The organism is Nocardia otitidiscaviarum NBRC 14405 (assembly GCF_000308635.1).
Lineage (GTDB): Bacteria > Actinomycetota > Actinomycetes > Mycobacteriales > Mycobacteriaceae > Nocardia > Nocardia otitidiscaviarum.
In genome coordinates this window covers 126950-146078 of sequence record NZ_BAGD01000074.1, presented here as the reverse complement: position 1 = coordinate 146078, position 19129 = coordinate 126950, and the positions used below count along the sequence as shown (strand labels likewise).

The 19129-nt window shown below is 69.5% G+C and carries 22 protein-coding genes; 12 read left to right on the top strand and 10 right to left on the bottom strand.

Annotated features, from left to right (window positions below; genetic code table 11):
* Positions 1-93: 93 nt before the first annotated feature.
* From ON31_RS15495 to ON31_RS15480, 4 genes are read right to left on the bottom strand one after another with little or no spacing between them, the layout of a single operon-like run.
* Positions 94-867, bottom strand: coding sequence for an SCO1664 family protein (locus ON31_RS15495; protein ID WP_039814341.1), 774 nt, complete (start codon positions 865-867; stop codon positions 94-96).
* Between the two features lie 4 nt (positions 868-871).
* Complete coding sequence (locus ON31_RS15490) at positions 872-1456, bottom strand: DUF3090 domain-containing protein (RefSeq protein WP_029927805.1); 585 nt, start codon at positions 1454-1456, stop codon at positions 872-874.
* A 35-nt stretch (positions 1457-1491) separates the two neighbouring features.
* Positions 1492-2235 carry a histidine phosphatase family protein gene (locus tag ON31_RS15485; protein WP_029927803.1) on the bottom strand — a complete coding sequence of 248 codons (744 nt, stop codon included), beginning with the start codon at positions 2233-2235 and terminating at the stop codon, positions 1492-1494.
* Between the two features lie 39 nt (positions 2236-2274).
* Positions 2275-3213 (bottom strand): undecaprenyl-diphosphate phosphatase, encoded by a 939-nt coding sequence (locus ON31_RS15480; RefSeq protein ID WP_039814340.1) that lies wholly within the window; start codon positions 3211-3213, stop codon positions 2275-2277.
* A gap of 237 nt (positions 3214-3450) precedes the next feature.
* Here ON31_RS15480 and ON31_RS15475 point away from each other — a divergent pair, with 237 nt between their 5' ends.
* The 6 genes from ON31_RS15475 to ON31_RS15450 all read left to right on the top strand — a co-directional run bounded on the left by ON31_RS15475 (position 3451) and on the right by ON31_RS15450 (position 8315).
* Positions 3451-4410, top strand: coding sequence for an aldo/keto reductase (locus tag ON31_RS15475; protein ID WP_039814339.1), 960 nt, complete (start codon positions 3451-3453; stop codon positions 4408-4410).
* A gap of 20 nt (positions 4411-4430) precedes the next feature.
* The gene (locus tag ON31_RS15470) at positions 4431-5462 is read left to right on the top strand and encodes a heme/hemin ABC transporter substrate-binding protein (protein WP_039814337.1); all 1032 of its coding nucleotides are present in this window, start codon (positions 4431-4433) and stop codon (positions 5460-5462) included.
* A gap of 53 nt (positions 5463-5515) precedes the next feature.
* Complete coding sequence (locus ON31_RS15465; protein ID WP_051037305.1) at positions 5516-6604, top strand: FecCD family ABC transporter permease; 1089 nt, start codon at positions 5516-5518, stop codon at positions 6602-6604.
* Positions 6605-6801: 197 nt separating this feature from the next.
* Entirely contained in the window at positions 6802-7647 is an 846-nt protein-coding gene (locus ON31_RS15460) for a heme ABC transporter ATP-binding protein (RefSeq protein WP_039814336.1), read from the top strand.
* A gap of 147 nt (positions 7648-7794) precedes the next feature.
* Complete coding sequence (locus tag ON31_RS15455) at positions 7795-8004, top strand: hypothetical protein (RefSeq protein ID WP_039814335.1); 210 nt, start codon at positions 7795-7797, stop codon at positions 8002-8004.
* Entirely contained in the window at positions 8001-8315 is a 315-nt protein-coding gene (locus tag ON31_RS15450; protein WP_039814333.1) for a hypothetical protein, read from the top strand. Before ON31_RS15455 ends, ON31_RS15450 begins: the two co-directional genes overlap by 4 nt.
* A gap of 12 nt (positions 8316-8327) precedes the next feature.
* Here the strand turns inward: ON31_RS15450 and ON31_RS15445 are convergent, their stop codons facing one another.
* The 3 genes from ON31_RS15445 to ON31_RS15435 all read right to left on the bottom strand — a co-directional run bounded on the left by ON31_RS15445 (position 8328) and on the right by ON31_RS15435 (position 11398).
* Positions 8328-10430: an MMPL family transporter gene (locus tag ON31_RS15445; RefSeq protein WP_039814331.1), complete on the bottom strand. Its 2103-nt coding sequence runs from the start codon at positions 10428-10430 to the stop codon at positions 8328-8330.
* A 3-nt stretch (positions 10431-10433) separates the two neighbouring features.
* The gene (locus ON31_RS15440) at positions 10434-10970 is read right to left on the bottom strand and encodes a WKL family lipoprotein (protein ID WP_029927784.1); all 537 of its coding nucleotides are present in this window, start codon (positions 10968-10970) and stop codon (positions 10434-10436) included.
* Between the two features lie 74 nt (positions 10971-11044).
* Positions 11045-11398, bottom strand: a complete 354-nt coding sequence (locus tag ON31_RS15435; protein ID WP_244961943.1) for a hypothetical protein — start codon at positions 11396-11398, stop codon at positions 11045-11047.
* Positions 11399-11558: 160 nt separating this feature from the next.
* Here ON31_RS15435 and ON31_RS15430 point away from each other — a divergent pair, with 160 nt between their 5' ends.
* Genes ON31_RS15430 through ON31_RS15420 form a run of 3 tightly spaced genes read left to right on the top strand, consistent with a single transcriptional unit; the run spans position 11559 to position 13932 of the window.
* Positions 11559-12575 (top strand): YncE family protein, encoded by a 1017-nt coding sequence (locus tag ON31_RS15430; protein ID WP_039814329.1) that lies wholly within the window; start codon positions 11559-11561, stop codon positions 12573-12575.
* Positions 12575-12835: a DUF5703 family protein gene (locus tag ON31_RS15425; protein WP_029927778.1), complete on the top strand. Its 261-nt coding sequence runs from the start codon at positions 12575-12577 to the stop codon at positions 12833-12835. The genes ON31_RS15430 and ON31_RS15425 overlap by 1 nt, the downstream gene beginning before the upstream one ends.
* 14 nt (positions 12836-12849) lie before the next feature.
* Positions 12850-13932, top strand: a complete 1083-nt coding sequence (locus ON31_RS15420) for a quinone-dependent dihydroorotate dehydrogenase (RefSeq protein ID WP_039814412.1) — start codon at positions 12850-12852, stop codon at positions 13930-13932.
* Between the two features lie 275 nt (positions 13933-14207).
* Here the strand turns inward: ON31_RS15420 and ON31_RS15415 are convergent, their stop codons facing one another.
* The 3 genes from ON31_RS15415 to ON31_RS15405 all read right to left on the bottom strand — a co-directional run bounded on the left by ON31_RS15415 (position 14208) and on the right by ON31_RS15405 (position 15302).
* A complete protein-coding gene (locus ON31_RS15415; protein WP_174385107.1) occupies positions 14208-14615 on the bottom strand; it encodes a hypothetical protein in 408 nt (135 codons plus the stop codon).
* Positions 14616-14727: 112 nt separating this feature from the next.
* Complete coding sequence (locus ON31_RS15410) at positions 14728-15012, bottom strand: hypothetical protein (protein WP_039814327.1); 285 nt, start codon at positions 15010-15012, stop codon at positions 14728-14730.
* Complete coding sequence (locus ON31_RS15405; RefSeq protein ID WP_039814325.1) at positions 15009-15302, bottom strand: hypothetical protein; 294 nt, start codon at positions 15300-15302, stop codon at positions 15009-15011. The genes ON31_RS15410 and ON31_RS15405 overlap by 4 nt, the downstream gene beginning before the upstream one ends.
* A gap of 441 nt (positions 15303-15743) precedes the next feature.
* Here ON31_RS15405 and ribA point away from each other — a divergent pair, with 441 nt between their 5' ends.
* The 3 genes from ribA (at position 15744) to ON31_RS34700 (ending at position 19073) form a co-directional block, all read left to right on the top strand.
* Positions 15744-16400 carry a GTP cyclohydrolase II RibA gene (gene ribA / locus ON31_RS15400; RefSeq protein WP_051037299.1) on the top strand — a complete coding sequence of 219 codons (657 nt, stop codon included), beginning with the start codon at positions 15744-15746 and terminating at the stop codon, positions 16398-16400.
* Between the two features lie 76 nt (positions 16401-16476).
* Positions 16477-18000: a carbohydrate kinase family protein gene (locus ON31_RS15395; protein WP_051037297.1), complete on the top strand. Its 1524-nt coding sequence runs from the start codon at positions 16477-16479 to the stop codon at positions 17998-18000.
* 143 nt (positions 18001-18143) lie between these two features.
* On the top strand, positions 18144-19073 hold the full coding sequence (locus ON31_RS34700) for a GTP cyclohydrolase II (RefSeq protein WP_255222124.1): 930 nt from the start codon (positions 18144-18146) through the stop codon (positions 19071-19073).
* Positions 19074-19129 lie beyond the last annotated feature (56 nt).

The following is a 19129-nucleotide window of genomic DNA, read 5'->3' as shown; positions in this document are numbered from 1 at the left end:
GTGGATGGCTGGATTCGCCGGTAGCACCACACCGGGGGTCGAACGGCCGGTGCCTCCACCGAGACGCCGATCGGCCGGTGTGCGGTACGGGAGTCAGAACGCGGGCCAGGGAATGGGCCGGGTACTGCTGGGCAGCGGCAGCACCGGATCATCGAGTAGTCCGCGCGCCCGCGTCTCCAGCGCGTCGATCTCGGTGTCGGTGATCAACTCCGCCAGCCCGTCGCCCAGCTCACCGGGCAGCGCCTTCACGAAAACCGTGATGTCGGAGAGCAATTCGTCCTCGATCGGCTCCCCGGCCCACCCCCACAGCACGGTCCGCAACTTGGGGTCGGTGTGCAGGCAGATGCCGTGGTCCACCCCGTACACCCGTCCGTCGACGCCGTCGAGCGCATGTCCGCCCTTGCGGTCGGCATTGTTGAGCAGCACGTCCAGGACGGCGAGCCGCCGCAGCCGGGGATCGTCGGCGTGCACCAGCGAGACCGGACGCCCCGAGCCGTCCAGCGCGCGCAGCACCTCCCGGAACCCGTCGGGCACCTGCCCGGCCGGGCACAGATCCACCAACTCCGGCCGCCCGTCGACCGGCTCGATCTGATCGACCCACCGCTGCACCATGCCCGGACCCACCGGCCCGTCACGCAGGATGGTCTCGGGTATCAGCCCCCACCCCAGTGCCTCCGACACCCGATAGGACGCCACCTCGCGCCCGGCCAGGGTGCCGTCCGGGAAATCCCACAGCGGCCGCTCCCCGCGCACCGGCTTGTACACCACCCGCACCCCGTCGGCCTCGCACACCAGCGTCACATTGCTGGCCGTGGTCACCTGTCCGACCAGCGTCAGATCCGCGGTCCGGAACGGGTCGCCGGTCATGGGCTCAGTCCTCGGCCTCGGTCGCGCCGAAGATGTCGCCGCGCTTGTAGCCGTTGGTGCGCACGCACATGTGCCCCTGGGGTGAGAGCGGCTCCCCGCACAGCGGGCACGGCGGCCGTCCGGCGGCGATCACCCGCGCCGACCGTAGCGCGAACTCGCGCGCCTGGATCGGGGTGAGGAACACCCGGACCGCGTCGGGCCCCTCCTCGGTATCGTCGAGCACCACCGACTCGTCCACCTCGGTGTCGGTGATGGCCAGCAGCTCCACCACCACCGCGCCCGCGTCGGCGTCCCAGCCCAAACCCATGGTGCCGACCCGGAATTCGGCGTCGATCGGGGTGACGAGCGGGTCGGTGTCGGCGACATCGGCGGGCTGCGGCGGCACCGGGGTGCCGAAGCGGCGGGCCACCTCGTCCAACAGCAAGCCCATCCGATCGGCCAGCACCTTCACCTGCTGTTTCTCCAACAGCACGCTGATCACCCGCGGTTCCTGCACGGCCTGCAGGTAGAAAGCGCGGTCGCCCGGCTCGCCGACGGTGCCGGCGATGAATCGATCGGGGGTGCGGAAAATGTGGATTGCTCGTGTCAATCTGCACCTCCTGACTGCCCTACACGGGATGAGAACTACTCGGCATGAGAATCGGGGCGTTCCGCATCCCCATTATCCGTACTCGCGGTATTGCCTGTCTCTCCACCGGGAACCGGACCGGTGGCCGCGGCGTCGCCGCGGCGCGGGGAAACCGCTGCCAACGTGGACAAATCCGTACCCGTGTCGTTCACCCGCCACACGTACGGGGCGGTCGGTGTGTACCGGACCACGCTGATCGACGCGGGCTCCACGACAATGCGCTGGAACAGGTCCAGATGCATGCCGTACGCGTCCGCGAGCACGGATTTGATGACGTCGCCGTGGGTGCACGCCACCCACAACGCGTCACCCCCGTGTTTTCGTGCCAGCGCCGCATCGTGTTCGCGCAGAGCGGACACCGCACGGAACTGCACCTGCGCCAAGCCTTCTCCGCTCGGGAACGCCGCCGCCGACGCGTGCCGCTGCACCACCTTCCACAGCGGCTCGGACAGCAGCTCGCCCAGGGGTCTGCCGGTCCAGTCGCCGTAGTCGACCTCCAGCAGCCGCTCGTCGGGCTCGGGCTCGATACCGAGCTTGTCGGCCAGCGGGGCGACCGTGCGCTGACAGCGCAGCAGCGGCGAGCACACGATGTGCTCGATGGGCAGCGAACCCAACCGCTGCACCAGCGCCTGCGCCTGTTCGCGGCCACGGTCGGTCAGATCGACCCCCGCACTGCGACCGGCCAGCGTGTGGGCGGCATTCGACGTGGACACGCCGTGCCGCAACAGGATCACCGTCACCGGGCCAGCCTACTGGCTACGCGGAATGCCGACATGTGATCACGTCGCCGAGATGACGCCGCCGGCCAGCAGGCCCATGACCGCCAGCCCCAGCACGATGCGATAGCCCACGAACCAGTTCAGCGAGTGATCGGCCACGAATCGCAGCAACCACGCCACCGACGCGTACCCCGCCGCGAACGCGATGAGCGTCGCCACCAGCAGCTGCGGCCCCGAGGCGTTGAGCCCGGCCCCGGCCGGTTCGAAGGCGTCCGGCAGCGAGAACAGCCCCGACGCGGTGACCGCCGGAATGGCCAGCAGGAACGAGAACCGCACCGCCGCCTCGCGGGTCAGACCGCAGAACAGACCGGCCGTCGAGGTCGCCCCGGAACGCGACACGCCCGGGATGAGCGCCAGGCACTGCGCGAAACCCATGATGAGGCCGTCGCGGGTGGTGAGCTGCTCGATCGGCCGCTGCTTCTTGCCGTAGTACTCGCCGGCGGCGATCACCAGCGCGAAGGCGATGAGCATGAACGACACCAGCCACAGATTCCGCGCGCCCGTACGGATCTCGTCCTTGAACAGGAAGCCGATCAGGCCGATCGGAATGGTGGCGATGATCACGTACCAGCCGATGCGGTAGTCGAGCTCGCGCTGCGCGTCCGCGTCCAGGCCGTACCCGGTGTCGCGGTAGACCGGCAGCTGGGTGGTGGGCTGATCGTGCAACGGCACGGTCTCGCGCTGGCGGGCCTTCAGTTTCATGCCCACGGTGGTGAACCAGGCGACCAGGATCCGCCAGATGTCCTTGGCGAAGAACACCAGAACGGCCGCCTCGGTACCCAACTGGGTGACGGCGGTGAACGACGCGCCCGCGTCGTCGCCGAAGAACACAGACGACACGATTCGCAGATGCGCCGACGACGAAATCGGCAGAAACTCCGTCAAGCCCTGCACCAGCCCCAGCACCACCGCCTGCAGCCACGTCATCGACTCGCCCACACACCACTCCTGTCCACACCGAATCCTCTGCTGCCGGTGGACAATTCGCCCACCGTCGACGGCCTGCCCCGCACCCGGCCCCGCCGCGATATCGTTGGCGACCCTACCCGCCCGCCCGCGCGGGCTGGTAGGGGTCCGCCGCAACCGTGATGTGGTGAGGTCGACGGCGAGGCTTGCACCCTGGGAAACCACCTGTGCGCCTAGGCTGACGCGTGTGACACGAGGGTTTGCACGGTGATGGAACAGCGGACGGTGGGCCGCAGTGGACTACGGGTGTCCCGAATGGGGCTGGCCACGCATACCTGGGGTCGGGAGACCGACGCCGACGACGCGGCCGCCCAGCTCATGGCGTTCGTGGAGGCGGGCGGCACGCTCGTCGACACCTCCCCCGCCTACGCCGACGGGACCGCGCAGCGCATTCTCGGCGAACTGCTGCGCGAGATCGGCAGAGACGAACTGGTGCTGTCGGGCAGCGCGGGACGCACACCGGCGCTGGCCGATCCGGCCGCGCCCGCGCCCGCACCCACCCGCTGGACGGTGGACGCGTCGCGGCGCACCATGATGCGCCAGCTCGACGCCACGCTCGCGACGCTGGGCACCGACCATCTCGACATCTGGACCGTGGACGCCTGGGATCCGCACACTCCCCTGGAGGAGATCGCGGCCACGCTCGAATACGCGGTGCGCACCGGGCGGGTGCGCTACGCCGGGGCCCGCGGCTACGACGCCTGGCAGTTGGCGACGCTGGCCGCCGCCGCGCCGATCACCGCCGCCTACTCTCCGTACTCGCTGTTGGCGCGCGGGGCCGAGCACGAGTTCGTGCCCGCCGCACAGCATCACGGCATCGGAGTGGTCGCCACCGCGCCGCTGGCGGGCGGCATCCTGACCGGCAAGTACCGCGACGGGGTGCCCGCCGATTCGCGCGGCGCGGACGAGGCCACCGCCGCCGAGATCCGGGCGCGGCTCGACGACCGCGCGGTGCGGGTGGTGGACGCGCTGGTCACCGCCGCCGACGGGCTCGGGGTGTCACCGCTGGCGGTGGCGCTGGCCTGGATCCGGGATCAGCCCGCGGTGGCGAGCATGATCGTCGGCGCGCGCGATATCGGGCAGCTCACCGGCGTACTGGCCGCCGAAACCCTGGAACTGCCACGGGCCATCGCGGCCGCACTCGGTGACGTGAGCGCCCGCACAGAATGAGCCAGGCTAGCCTTGCCTGCATGAGGAGTCTCGTGCGTGCTCGAACGGTGACGGCCCGGCGCATCCTGCTAGTGCTGCTGGGCGTGAGCCTGGTCGCGGGCGTCACCGCGTGCGCCGGACCCGAGACCGCGGGCGCCGGACCCACCACCGCCGAGGTCGGCGACCTCGACCCGGTGCCGATCGGTCCGGAGCCCACGCCGGTGCTGCCCGCCACGGTGCGCTCCTTCGACGGCAGCGAGGTCACGGTCACCGACACCAGCCGCATCGTGGCGGCCGACCGGTACGGGACGCTCGCGCAGACCGTGGTGGCGCTCGGACTCGGTTCGAACCTGGTGGGCCGCTCCAACTCCGCGTCCTTCCCGGCGGTGGCGGACCTGCCGACCGTGAGCGGCGGCGCGGGCACGCTGAGTGTGGAAGCCGTCGCGGCCCTGCGGCCCACCGTCTTCCTCACCGACACCACCGCGGCCACCCCGGTCATCCGCGATCAGCTGCAGGCCCTCGGCATCACCGTGGTCTACTTCGATCCGCAACGCACCCTCGACGGGGTGGTCCCGCAGATCGAGGCCGTGGCCGCCGCGCTCGGCGTGCCGGATGCGGGCGCGGCACTCGGCGAGCGCACCCGCGCCGAGATCGAGGCGGCCCGCACCGCCGTTCCGCCGCAGGACGACCCGCCGCGCATCGCCTTCCTGTACCTGCGCTCCACCGCCATCACCATGATCGCCGGACCCGGATCGGGCGCGGATTCGCTCATCACCGCCATCGGTGGCGAGGACGCGGGCACCGCCTCCGGCATCACCGAAGAGTTCCTGCCCATCACCAGCGAGGCCATGATCGCCGCCGCCCCCGACGTGCTGCTCGTCATGAGCGACGGCCTCGACTCCGTCGGCGGCGTCGACGGCGTGGAGAAGATCCCGGGCATCGCGCAGACCCCGGCGGGCCGCAACCGCCGCGTGGTCGACATGGCCGATGCGGTCCTGCTGTCCTTCGGCCCCAACACCGGCCGCGTCCTGACCGCCCTCGCGGAGGCCGTCTACGGCGACCACGCGGCATGAGCGAGCGATCGGAGGAACCCGACCGACGTGCGGACGCGGCTTCGAATCCGGCCATGCCGCACGAGGTTTCGGTGAGCGCCGTCGATCCCGAGCCGGTCGGCCGCCCGCGCCGGTCGCGGACCGCGCTGATCTTCGCGGGGGCGTTGGCGCTCATGGTGGTGCTGGCGGTCGTGTCGGCGGCCGTCGGGCAGGTGCCGACCAGCCCGGCCGAGGTGGCGGGCAGCGTTTTCCACCGCATCGGGCTCGACTGGGGGCCGATGCCCGCGCACCCGGCCGGGGATGTGACGCTGTGGGAGGTGCGGTTCCCGCGCGTACTGCTGGCCGCGCTGGTCGGTGCCGCGCTGGCGACCGCCGGTGCGCTCTTGCAGGGCGTGTTCGCCAATCCGCTGGCCGAACCCGGTGTGATCGGCGTATCCGCCGGGGCCGCGGTCGGTGCGGGCGTGGTCATCGTGGTGGGTGGCGCGTTCGCGGCCGCCTGGTCGGTGGCGGGTGGCGCGTTCGCCGCCGGGTTGGCGACCACGGTGCTGGTGTACGTGCTGGCCCGCTCCAACGGCCGCACCGAGGTCGTGACGCTGGTGCTCACGGGTGTGGCCATCAATGCCTTCGCCGGGGGCGTGCTGTCGTTCCTGCTGTTCACCGCCTCCCCGGCGGCGCGCGATCAGATCGTGTTCTGGCAGTTGGGCAGTCTGAACGGGGCCACCTGGCAGGCGGTGGCGGTGGTCGCGTCGCTGACCGCGCTGGGTGTGCTCGCCGCCGTGCTCATGGCCCCGAAACTGGACCTGCTCGCCCTGGGTGAATCGGCGGCCCGGCATCTGGGCGTGGACGTGGAACGGCTGCGGCGCAACGTGATCGTGGTCGTGGCCGTGCTGGCCACCGCCGGGGTGGCGTTCACCGGCATCATCCTGTTCGTCGGCCTGATCGTGCCGCATCTGGTGCGCATGCTGGTCGGACCCGCCCACCGGGTGCTCATCCCGCTGTCGGCGTTGCTGGGCGCGGTGGTGCTGCTGGCCGCCGATATCGGGGCGCGCTCGCTGGTGCAGAACGCCGACCTGCCCCTCGGCATGCTCACCTCCCTGGTGGGCGGCCCGTTCTTCTTCTGGCTGCTGCGCCGCACCCGCGCCCGTGCGGGAGGCTGGGCATGAACGGCCGGGTGCGCGGGACGGCAGCGAGCCGTCACCACGCGGCAGCGCCCGGCCGAGGCCCCGAAGAACACAGCACGAGCGGTCAGGCGTGGACACGACGACGGCGCGGCGCGAGCCATCCGACCGGATGTCGGCTGCGGGCGGCGATGGGAGCCGGGCGGGCCGTGCGGCGTGCCGCATGCGCGGAAGGATAGGGCATGAGCGGAAAGCTCGGTTTCGCAACGGTTTTCGGCCGCGCGCCAGCGCTGCCGGAGGCACCCCGGCCCGGCGCGGTCACCCTGAGCGCGCGCGGGGTGGTGGTCGAGCGCGGTAAGGGCCGCCGGGTGCTGGACGGGATCGACTTCGAGGTGCGGGCCGGGGAGATCGTCGCCCTGGTCGGCCCGAACGGTGCGGGCAAGTCCACCCTGCTCGCCGCCCTCACCGGAGAGCTGGACCTGCTCGGCGGCACCGTCGAACTCGACGGCCGTCCGCTGAGCGACTGGGCGCCCGTCGAGATGGCCCGCCGTCGCGCTGTCCTGCCGCAATCGCATACGGTCGGCTTCCCCTTCACCGCCCGCGAGGTGGTCGCCATGGGCCGCGCGCCCTGGGTGCGCACCGAACGCCAGCACCGCGACGACGAGTTCATCGCCGCCGCCATGCGCGCCACCGACGTCACCCACCTGGCGGCCCGGACGTTCCCGGCCCTGTCCGGCGGCGAACGGGCCCGCGTGGCCCTGGCCCGCGTACTCGCCCAGGACACCCCGACCCTGCTGCTCGACGAACCCACCGCCGCCCTGGACCTGGGCCACCAGGAGCAGGTACTGGCCCTGGCCCGCGACCGCGCCGCCACGGGCGCGGCCGTGGTGGTCGTGGTGCACGACCTGGGCGTGGCCGCCGCCTACGCCGATCGGGTGGCAGTGCTGGATGCCGGGCGCATCGCCGCCGACGGCTCACCTCGCGACGTGCTCACCACCGAGCTGCTCTCCCGCATCTACCGCCATCCGGTGGAAGTGCTCGACCACCCGGTCACCGGTGCGCAGCTGGTGCTGCCGGTGCGCGGATAGGTCCGCGAATCCCGCTGTGGCACGGCGGGGTGCCCGCACCAGAACAACCCAGCCCGGCGTTCCGCAACCCGACCGATCACACCGACGCGCCGACGGGTCCGGCCCCGTCGGTTGCCCCGGTAAAGCGTCACGCTTTACCGTGGTGGCATGGCGAAACTCAACATCAGCCTCCCGGATGCGACCGCCGAGGCCCTGCGCGAGAGCGCCAACGGTAACGTCAGCGCCGAGATCAACCGGGCTGTTCTGCAACGGCTCGCGGACAAGGAGTTGCGGCGCATTGCCGCGCACGAGCAGCAGAATCCTCCGAAGTACAGCGATGCCGACTTGGTGCGTATCGGCATGGGCATGCCGTTGTGAGGGAACTGCGCCAAGGCGATATCTACACCATCGCCGCCGGTGACGGCTATCTGACAGTGGTGATCGTGGACGGCCAGACGCTGCTCCGCCATCGCGACGTCGCGCTCGCGGTGCCGGTGGTCGATGCTCGCGAGATGCCTGCGGATCTGCGCATATTCTCCGTGGGCTGGGACGAAGGCCGCGTGCTCGCCGTTCACCGATTCATCCCCTGCGTGAGATCGGTGCTCGAAGCCGGCGCCTACGACGGGACCGTGAGCACCGAGATGCTCGACTTCATCAAGATGGTGCTGTCGGTGCGATTCGACCTCTGAAGGCAGGGCATCTCACCGCCACACCAGTTTCAACACCGCCGGAGTCAACAGCATGCGAATCACGGTCGCGTCCAACAACAGTGCCGCGATCATGCCGTAGGCGATGTACTTCATCAAGACCAGATCGGAGAAGCCGAAGGCCCCCGTCACCACGATGAGAATCGCCGCGGCCGAGGTGATCACACCGCCGGTGTGGGCGATGCCGTAGCGGATGGCCTCCGCGGGCGGCGCGCCGTCCGCGCGCGCCTCGGCCATCCGCGATTGCAGGAACACCTCGTAGTCGGTGGACAGGCCGAACAGCACGGTCACGATCAGCACCAGCACCGCGAACATGAGCGGGCCGGGGGTGAAGTCGAACAGCTCCGCACCGTGGCCCTCCACGAAGATCCAGGTCAGGATGCCCAGGGTGGAACCGAGGCTGAGCGCGCTCATGAGCACCGCCTTCACCGCCAGCACCAGCGATCGGAAGGCCGCGTACATGAGCGCGACGGCCGCGCCGACCAGAATCAGCGCCAGCAGCGGCAGCCCCTCGATGAGGCCGTGGATGCTGTCGCGCTCCAGCGCGGGCACCCCGGCGACCAGCACCCGCACCCCGGGCGGATCGGGAATGTCGCGCAGGGCCGCGATGACGGTATCGGCGTCGGCCTTGTCGATCAGCCCGGACCCCAGCACGGTGACCCCGTCCTCCGTCGGCGCGAACGGATCGAACGGACCGGTCATCAGCCCCGCCGTGCGCTGATTGGCCTCGTACCGGATATCCGAGAGCTGCTGCGGATCCGCGTCCACCACAACCAGTTTCAGCGGTTCGGTGCGGAAGCTGGGAAACCGTTCGTCGAACTCCTGCTGCGCCGTCCGGGCCGGATTGTCCGCCGCCAGATAGCGTTCGCTCAGCCCGCCGAACTCGATATGGCGGAACGGCAGGATCAATGCCAGCAGCATCAGCACCACCGGCACGATCACCAGCCACGGCCGCCGCATGGCGAAGACCGCCAGCCGCGAGAAGAACCCGGCGTCGATCTGTTCGGCGGTGCGGATGCTCGCGAACCGATGCCAGCCCCACAGGTCGATGCGCTCGCCGACGATACCGAGCACCGCGGGCAGCGCCGTCACCGACAGCACCGCCGCCAGCAGCACCGAACTGATACCGCCCAGCGGCACCGAGCGCAGCACCCCGTTCGGGTAGATGAACAGCGCACCCAGACTCACCGCGATGATGGCCGCCGAGAACAGCACCGTGCGCCCGGCCGTGGCCACCGTGCGCGCCGTGGCCTCCTCCACGCCGCGGCCGTTCGCCAGTTCCTCCCGGAATCGGGTCACCGCGAACAGTCCGTAGTCGATGGCCAGGCCCAGACTCACCAGGGTCACCACGGCACTGGCGAAGACGTTGACCTCGATGTGGTCGGTGAGCATCCGCATGATGCCCTGGCTGCCCAGAATCGTCATTCCGCCGATGAGCACCGGCAGCAGTGCGCCGATGACGCCGCCGAACACGAAGTACAGCAGGATGGCCACGATCGGCAGGGCGATGAGCTCGGCCCGGTGGATATCCCGCTGCATCCCGGTGTTGATGCCCTCGACCACCGGTTGCAGCCCCGCCAACTGCACGGTGGTGCGGCCCGGCCCGGCACCGGGCGCGCCCGCCCCGAACTCGTCCTTGATGGCCAGATAGTTGTCGACCGTCTCGGTGCCGCCGTCGCCGTGCAACCCGATGGAGGCGAACGCGTGCGTGCGTGACGCGTCGGCGAACCGCCCCATGAGTGAGCCGTCCCAATACGAGTCGATCTTGAGAATCCGGTCCGGGTGCTGCTCGCGCAGCCGCTCCAGATCCGCCGCCACGGCCGTGCGGACCTCCGGATCGTCCACCGTCCGCCCCGGGGGCGCGGTGTATAGCACGATCAGATCCGAATCGGTGTCGCGCCCGAAGGTGCTGTCGGCCAGTTTCGCCGCCGCCACCGATTCACTGGATTCGTCGAACCAGCCCTCCTGCGACAGCCGGTCGCCCAGATCCCGCCCGTAGAACCCCGACGCCAGCACCGCCAGCGCGAATACGGCGAACACCAGGTACCGGTTGCGGTGGATCATGCGCCCCCACCGCAGGGAACCGGTCTCGATCATGGGTCAGCCGCAGGCCGCGGTCGTGTAGTCGGCCGACCGCAGAATGCCGCACAGATCGGTGCGCGAGATCTTCCAGCGACCGTCGGTGTACACGAAATGCACCACGGTGGTGCGCACGTTCGTGCCGGTGCCGTCCTTGTCCAGGCTCAGGGTGGCGGTGAGGGTGCCGTCGCGATTGTCGAATACCGGGTCCCGCACGCCGTAGATCGCTCGCGGGTTGTCCTGCAGCGCCTTGTACATGTCCGGAATCGCGTCCCGGAAGGCTTCGCCGTCCTCGATGAGGGCGGTGCGCTCGGAATCGGGCAGGTTCGGGTCCAGCGCGGATTTGATCTGCGCGTCCAGTTCGGCCGCGGTCGGAATGGCCGCCCGCACGGCGGCGCTGCTGCTGGCCGCGGCCGCCGAACTCGACGATTGCGCCGCGTAGGCCGAGGAGCGGGCCGCCGACACCGACTCCTCGTCACCGCCCCCGCCGCAGGCCGCGAGCGCGGCGGCGAGCACGGAGACGGTGAGCGCGGTGGCTGCCGAACGTCGAAGTGCCATCAACTTCCTCGCGTCGAACTGATGTTGCTTGCCCCTAGTCAATCATGCGCGAGCGGGACCGACCGGTCGGCAGGTCATATTCCGTCGATGACGGCGCTCAGACGGCCCAAAAACGCTCGTACCGTGGTGGTTTCGCGCGGCTGCGCGGCCGCCACCGGCGTGGCCTGCGGGATCAGATCGCGCACCAGCGCCACCACGCTGCGCTCGTCGTCCAGATCGATATCGGCGACGGTGGCCTGCGCGACCGCGACCACATCGGCCGCGTCGGGGACATCGGTGTCGAGATCCTCGCGGTAGATCTCCAGCACGAGCATGGAACGGACCGTGCGGAAGGCGAAGGTCCGGCCGTCCCCGGTGACGCCGAACCCGTGCGCGTAGCGACCCACGGTCACATCGTCCACGGCGAATCCGGATGTGTGGTCTGTCACCAACCGCTCTCCCTGATGCTGCTCGGTGTTCACTTCCACCGTAACCTTTGCCGCCGACGGCGCGCCGCCGCGAACACCCCCGCCCGGCGGGCACGGCAGCGCATCATGGTCAGATGAAGAGGAACGCATGGGTTCGTCGGAGGACAAAGGAGTTCGGTGCATGCGCCGTCGCGGCTGGATCCGTTGCGCCCTCGCGGGCGCGGCGGCGGTAACCCTGCTCGCGGGTTGTTCGTCCGGAGGCGACACCTCCGACAAACCGACGCGGGAACCGGCCGCCCCCGCGAGCGCCCCCGCCGCCACCGCCACCCCCACCGGTGAGGTGAGCCCGAGCGCGCCCGTCACGGCGCTGCTGGCCGAGCCGGAGACCGGTGTGCTCGCCGTGCTCACCGACGACCGAAAAGCGTTGCGGCTCATCGATCGTGGCCGCTCCCCCGCCGCGGAACGCACCATTGCGCTGCCCGTCGCGGCAGCGTCGCTCGCCGCGGGCGCACCCGGTGAGATCCTCGCCCCCGCGCCGGATCGGCTGCTGCGCGTGAACGCCGCCACCGGCGCGATCACCGAACTCGCGGTCGACGGCGACGCCCGCACCGCCGCACCGCGCCCCGGCGGCGGGTACGCGGTCGGCCTCGCCGACGGACGCGTCCAGATCCTCGACGCCGCGGGCACGCTCAGCCACACCGTGCGGGGCCTGGTCTCCGCCGACACGGTGGTGGCCGTGAACGAGCAGGTCGCGGCATTGGACCGCCGTCAGACCCTCGTCACCGAACTCGACCTGGACGACAACCGTCCCGGGTTGATGCTGCGCACCGGCGACGGTGCCGGCGCCATGATCGGCGACCACTTCGGTCGCCTCCTCGTCACCGACACCGCGGGTGGTGAGCTGCTGGTCTACACCGTCGATCCGCTCGTGCTGCACCAGCGGTTCCCGGTAGGCTCGTCGCCCTACGCACTCGCCTACGATCAGCGGTCCGAGACCGTGTGGGTGACGCTGACAGGCACAAACGAGGTCGTCGGCTACGACCTGTCGACGGGTATACCGGAAGAGGTGGGACGCTACCCGACGGTGCGCCAGCCCGACACGGTGACCATCGACAGCCGGAGCGGCGACATGTTCGTGGGATCCGGGACCGGTGACGGTCTCCAGCGGATCGCCGCGGATCAGCGAAAGGGGCAGTGATGGCCGGGGCCTCACGATCGGCGCGACAGCGCTCACTACCGGCGGGCTGGGAGGACACCAGCGACGAGTACGAATACATACCGTTGCGGTTACCTCCCGACGTCACCCGGGTCACCGCCTCCATGCGGTTGGCCATCCAGGCCGAATTCGGGGGGTGGGAACTGTCGCGCGTGCGCGCCTACACCGACGGCAGCCGCCGCGTCCTGCTGCGCCGCCGCAAGACCGCTCTATCCACGGCCGCCCCCGAGGCGGCGATGTGACCATGGGGGCCTTTCTGTACTCGCTGCTGCTCAAGATGATGTTCCTGCTCCCGCCGGAACGCATCCACCACCTCGCGTTCGGGGCCATGCGCTGGGCCACCCGATTCGCGCCCACCCGCTGGGCGGTGTCGAAACTGCTCGTCGTCGACGATCCGATCCTGCGCACCACCGCCTTCGGCGTCGACTTCCCGTCGCCGCTGGGCCTGGCCGCGGGCTTCGACAAGAACGCCGACGGTGTCGACACCTGGGGACCGATCGGCTTCGGGTACGCCGAGATCGGCACCGTGACCGCGCAGGCGCAGCCGGGCAATCCCGCCCCGCGCCTGTTCCGGTTGCCCGCCGACCGGGCTCTCATCAACCGCATGGGTTTCAACAACCACGGTGCCGTCGCGGCCGCCGACAATCTGGCGCACCGGCGCACCGGCGGCGTGCCCATCGGTGCGAACATCGGCAAGACCAAGGTGGTGGAGGCCGCCGACGCCGCCTCCGACTACGCGGTCAGCGCCAAACTGCTCGGTCCGCTCGCCGACTTCGTGGTTGTGAACGTCAGTTCCCCCAACACCCCCGGCCTGCGCGATCTGCAAGCGGTGGAATCGCTGCGTCCGCTGCTGCGCGCGGTCCTCGACAGCGTCGAGGTGCCGGTGCTGGTCAAGATCGCCCCCGACCTGTCCGACGACGATATCGACGCCGTCGCCGACCTCGCCGTGGAACTCGGCCTGGCCGGAATCGTGGCCACCAACACCACCATCCGCCGCGACGGCCTGCACACCCCCGCCGCCGAGGTGGAGCCCCTGGGCGCGGGCGGTCTCTCCGGTCCCCCGGTCGCCGACCGCTCCCTCGAGGTGCTGCGCCGCCTCTACGCCCGCGTCGGCGACAAGCTGGTGCTCATCTCGGTCGGCGGTATCGAAACCGCCGACCAGGCGTGGGAGCGCATTCTCGCCGGAGCGAGCCTGCTGCAGGGCTACACCGGGTTCATCTACGGCGGTCCGTTCTGGGCCCGCCGCATCCACCGCGGCCTCGCGGACAGGCTGCGCGCCAACGGGTATGCGAACCTGAGCCAGGCGGTCGGCGCGGGGCACGGCGCGCGCAACGCCTGAACCGGCCGCGCGGCCGGTTCAGGCAGCACCGACCGGTGATCGCGTCTCGGTGCCCGCAATCACACGGAACGGATCGCCCTGACCGGTACGATCTGCCGAGGGCGAATCGCTCTGGCGCGGTGGGGCTTTGCCGAGCGTTCCGGTCACACGGCGGGGGCCTTGCCGGGTCGTCGGGTCACTCTCTGCCGAGATGTGCCTGGGCCCGCGGCACGATCGGCCGGGCCGTCCTCGCAGCGGCGTCGCATGCGTGCGATGCGAATGCGCACCGCGTGCAATCACATCCAGCGATGGCGTGAGCGCGCTCCCGTCACCGCCGGGTGCCGACGCGCCCAGCCGGACAGCACCGGTTCCGGGCGTCCGGGCGAGGCCGCGGGTGGGTCACCCGGGGCGGCGGTCAGGCGTTCGGCCATCCGGCACGCGAGCGTGAGCACCGCCTGCTCGACCAGGACGCCCACCGTGTCGGCCAGGTCGGCGGCGCGACCGTGCGCTCCCCCGTCGTACACCACCTCCGGATCCGAGAGCAGTTCGTCCAATTCCATCCCCGCCCGGGCCTGCTCCCGGGTGAGCCGGTGTTCGGGCAACCAGCTCAGGCGCCACGCCCGCGCATCACCCTCGGGTACACGGAACGCGTACTCCGGGGTGATATCGCTGGTCATGGCCCATTCTGTGTTGTCGATTGCCACTGGGTCCTCCCATCGACACCGCGGGTGGGCGGGTTCCCCGCCCACCCGCCGTGTGTATCCGGCACGAGCGGTCGCCCGTACCGGGGCTGTCGCGCCCACATCGGCACGGGACTCATGCCCCGCGCCGCCGCATGAGCACGTACATCGCTTCCTCCACGGCTATACCGAGTTCGTCGGCGCTCACGATCGCCCGCGCGGCCACGATCACATCTCGTCGGTAGTGATCCCCCGAGAAGATCTCCGCAAGCTCCATCCCCGCCACAGCCTGCGCCCGCGACACCAACCGCTCCGGCAGCCAACTCAACCGCCACGCCAACTCCCACCGATCCGCCAGCCTGTGCGCGACCTCGCCGGTGAGATCACTGGTCATCTGCCAGTCCGCCACATAAATCGTCATGCTTCCCCCCGCTCCAGTCTGCGCCGGTAAAGAACGGACACCGCCTCCGCCACGGTGATCCCGAGTTCGTGCGCGATCTCCGCACTCCGCCGCCCCGCCCCGGAATCCCGCTGATCCTCAGGCTCACTGAGCAATTCGGTGAGCTCCATCCCCGCCCGCGCCTGCTCCCTCGTGAACCGCCGCTCCGGCCACCAACTGAGCACCCACGCCGGTTCCACCGCATCGGCACTCCGGCGCGCCCACTCCTGGGTGCGGCTGCTGGTGATGGATCGGCTGCTCTCGTAGATCATGGTGCATTTCCTGGCCGGTTGGGATCGGGCAAGTCGTCGCCGCGACCGAATACGGGTACGCGCGAGACCGGTCGATCCCGAATCGGTGATCCACCGGCAATGACGAGCGGGAGAAGCGGGTCCGGACGAGTTCCTACCGCGCGAGGACGCCGAAGGTATTCGCGCCTTGCTCGGTCTCGGATTCTCTGTGTGCCGACCTGCGGCACCGTCGGACACGTCGCGCGAGGAGCTGCACTCTCAGCACCAGGACCTCCCGACCGTCTTGGTGGGGGCGTTGTGTCGCCTAATTCAGGATGGCATTTGTCGGCAGTTCCGGCAATTGCCGTTGCCACAAGTGAATTGACCGTTCCCCTGTGCGTTAAACCTCGGCACCGTAACGCTACGAGTACCCGTTGCACCGCCGCAGCCGATAGACCACGCGCAACTGTCATCATTCCACTTGTGGGTGGAGACGGACATCGCTGTGTCGCGGACGAGTCGGATTCCAACGCGGCCGGATCGATGACCGTGGCGGCCGAGCATCCGATCACTCGGAAGGGACGTGAGATACGGGTGCGCGTGCTGGAGATGACCGGAAGTGACCACGAGCTCGGCCACATCCTGGTCTTCGGTGAACTCGGGCCGAATCCGCTCGTGCGCTTGCACTCTCGCTGCCTGTATGGTGACGTGCTCGGCTCTCAGGACTGTGACTGCCGCGCTGAACTGGAACTGTCACTGGACCGAATTCAGGCCGAGGGCGGCGGGGTCCTGGTGTACCTCGAACAGGAGGGGCGAGGCGCGGGGCTGCTGGTCAAGGCGCAGGGGTTGCGGTTGAGCGAGGAGTCCGGGGTCGACACGTTCACGAGCTACCGCATGCTCGGCGTCGATGTGGATTCCCGAACCTATGAGCACGCTGCCCAAAGCTTGCGCACCGGACTGGATCTCAGCGCCGTACGGCTCATGACCAACAATCCCGACAAGGTCACCGCGCTGCGTCGCGTGGGACTCGCGGTGGAGATCGTGCCGCTGAACACGCGACCGAGCAGTGAGCGCGCCAAGCGTTACATGGAGGCCAAGCGCCTACATGCCGGTCATCTGCTGCGCGGGCACAACTACTGACGGCAATTGCCTTCGCAACAATGCAATTGCCGATTCGCCTGGAGGGAAAGTGCCCCCATCGGTATCGTACGAACGAATGGCAACGCAGCGCAGCCCCAAAGCCGCCGACCCTGCCCCCGCCTCGCAGGACCCCGGCGTGGTCGCGGTGCGCGGCATTCTCACTCGCCTCAGCAAACGATCCGGCTTGAGCTCAGATCGTCTACGGGGCACCGAGATCGATATCGCTGCGCTACTCGATCTGCCGATCGTGCGCGAGAACGTCTTGCGAACCATGCGCTCGCGCGAGGAAGTCGTGCAGGACGTGATCGAGAACGCCGCGCGCCTGCTGCAACCCACCGATCGCCTGATCGTCGACGCGGAGCTCTCGCTGGGTTTGCTGCGGGGAAACACCGAGGCAGGCATCGATCCCGCGCTTCTCTACGCCGCCGAGCTGGGTGACCGGCGCGCCTACCTGACCAGGAACTGGCGGCAGCTGCACGAGGCGTTCGGGGCCGACGCCATTCCGCCCGCGCCGTCTTCCGTGCGAACGCTGCGTGGCGAACCCGAACGGCGTGCGTTCTCCGCACTTGCTCATCTCCTTACCACGGCAACCGCTTTCGGTGCGGGACCGGTCGTCCGTCGTGCTCATGCCGAGCGAGGGGTCCGAGGCAGGGTGACCGTGCTCGGCGACGCGGTGGTGGATCACAACTATGTGGTGGATCGCGTGCCGGTGCCCGGTTCCTCGACATGGTGCGATCTCGAACGCTCACCCGGTGGCAAGGGGCTCAACCGTGCCGTCGCGGTGGCGAAGTTGGGCTTGGGGGCGCAACTGATCGCAGCCGTCGGCGACGATGCCGAGGGCCGGGAATTGCTATCCCACCTGCGGTTGCGTGGCGTCGACACGAGCCTGGTCACCACCGTCGCGGCGGCGCGGACACCGGTCACGGCCGTGATCCTGCCGCACGGCGAGCTTCCGATGAATATGGCCTACCGGGACGATCGCCTCCGACTACACGCGAACGACCTCGACGAGCGGTCACGTCATGTTGCCTTGTCGACGGCGGACGCCGTCCTGCTGACCTTCGAACAACCGGTGGAAGTGATCGTCCGGGCACTGGAGATCATCGATGCCCGCGCATCGCCCTGCTGGGTGGTGGTCAACGCTTCGCCGCCCCTGCGCGATTCGATATCGCCTCGAAAGCTGTACCGCCACCTGCGTTCGGTGGACTACATGATCGGCACCTCCGCTGAACTGGAACAGCTGGCCTCCGCACACAGCTCCGCCATCGGCACGGCGGCGGAGCGGCTGCTCGGCCTCGGGGTCGACACGGTCTGTGCCATCGACGGTTTTCAGGTGACCGTCAGCTCCCGCAGCGGTGAGACGGTGGTCGGCTCGGTCGCGACGGCCATGGCTGGGACGTCTGGTGCGTACGCGGCGTTTTCGGCGGCGCTGACCTTCCGTCTGGTGACCCGTGGGCAGCCGGCTCGTGATCCGGACTTCCGGTGGGCGGCTCGAGCGATGGTCGCCACGCAATCGGTGGGAACCGTATCGGACGCGCTGCCATCGGCTGCGGAGATCGACGCTCTGATGAACGTGGATATGCCTCGCAATCGTGAGTAGTCCGGCGTCGCCGTCGTCGCTGGCACACACTTGGCTATCGTTGCGGTCTGTGCTTGCCCACCGGGGTGAGACGCATCGAGCAGCACCTTTCCTTGTGCATACGTTGACACACCACCGACGTTCTTCTCGAAAGGTTGACCGCTGTGCCCAACACAGGTGATAACTTCGCACCTCACGAAGTTCGCCACCGTTTCACCCGGCGAGGCCGCACCCTCGGGGTGCGAGTGTTTCGGGTTTCGGGCTCCGGTGACAGCGGCTATCTCTTCGTCTTCGGTGATCCCGGTGACGGATGTCTGGTCCGCATCCACTCCCAATGCCTCTACGGCGAAGCGATGGGGTCCGACAGCTGCGACTGCGGGCCGGAACTGGACCTGGCCTTGGATCTGATCTATTGGGAGCGGGCCGGTGTCCTCGTCTACCTGGAACAGGAGGGCCGGGGCGCGGGCTTGATGGTGAAGGCGGCCGGCTACGCGTACAGCCAGGCTCACCGCACCGACACCTTCGAGAGTTACGAACGCCTCGGCTATCCGCACGATTCACGCAACTACGACGCCGCCATCGAAAGCCTGCACGCCCTCGGGTTCTTGCGTTCGATCAAGCTCCTGACCAACAATCCGTGCAAGGTACAACGCTTGCGAGACGCGGGATTCCGGGTCGAGAGAATTCGGCTCTACTCCAAGCCCCGTGGCCCGGTCGCCGCGGCATACTTGGACGCCAAACGCCGCCGCACGGGTTTCGCGCACGGCTTGCCGGCGTCCCGGGTATGGATGTGGCTGACCGTCGCGAAATGGGGTGCACGTCTGGCCATCGGCTGCGCGGTCGCATGGACCGCGTGGCACGCGGCCACCCGCCTGACGATGAATTCGGACGCGGCGGCCGCGGTGATGGCTTTCGTCTTGGCCATAGCCTCCACGCGGGTGCGCTGGAGTTGGCGCTCGTCTCGGCCGATATCACCGGCGGTGGCGGCACGCTGGGATGCCTATCGCGCCGGTTTCCGGCTGGCGCGCCATCGCGCGCCGGGCGTGAATACACCTGCGGACGGGGTAGCACGCGACACGGCACCCCCGATGTGATTACGATGAGTGAGCCGTGCCACATGTGGGGCGTGTCACCAGGCGTGGGTCGGAGT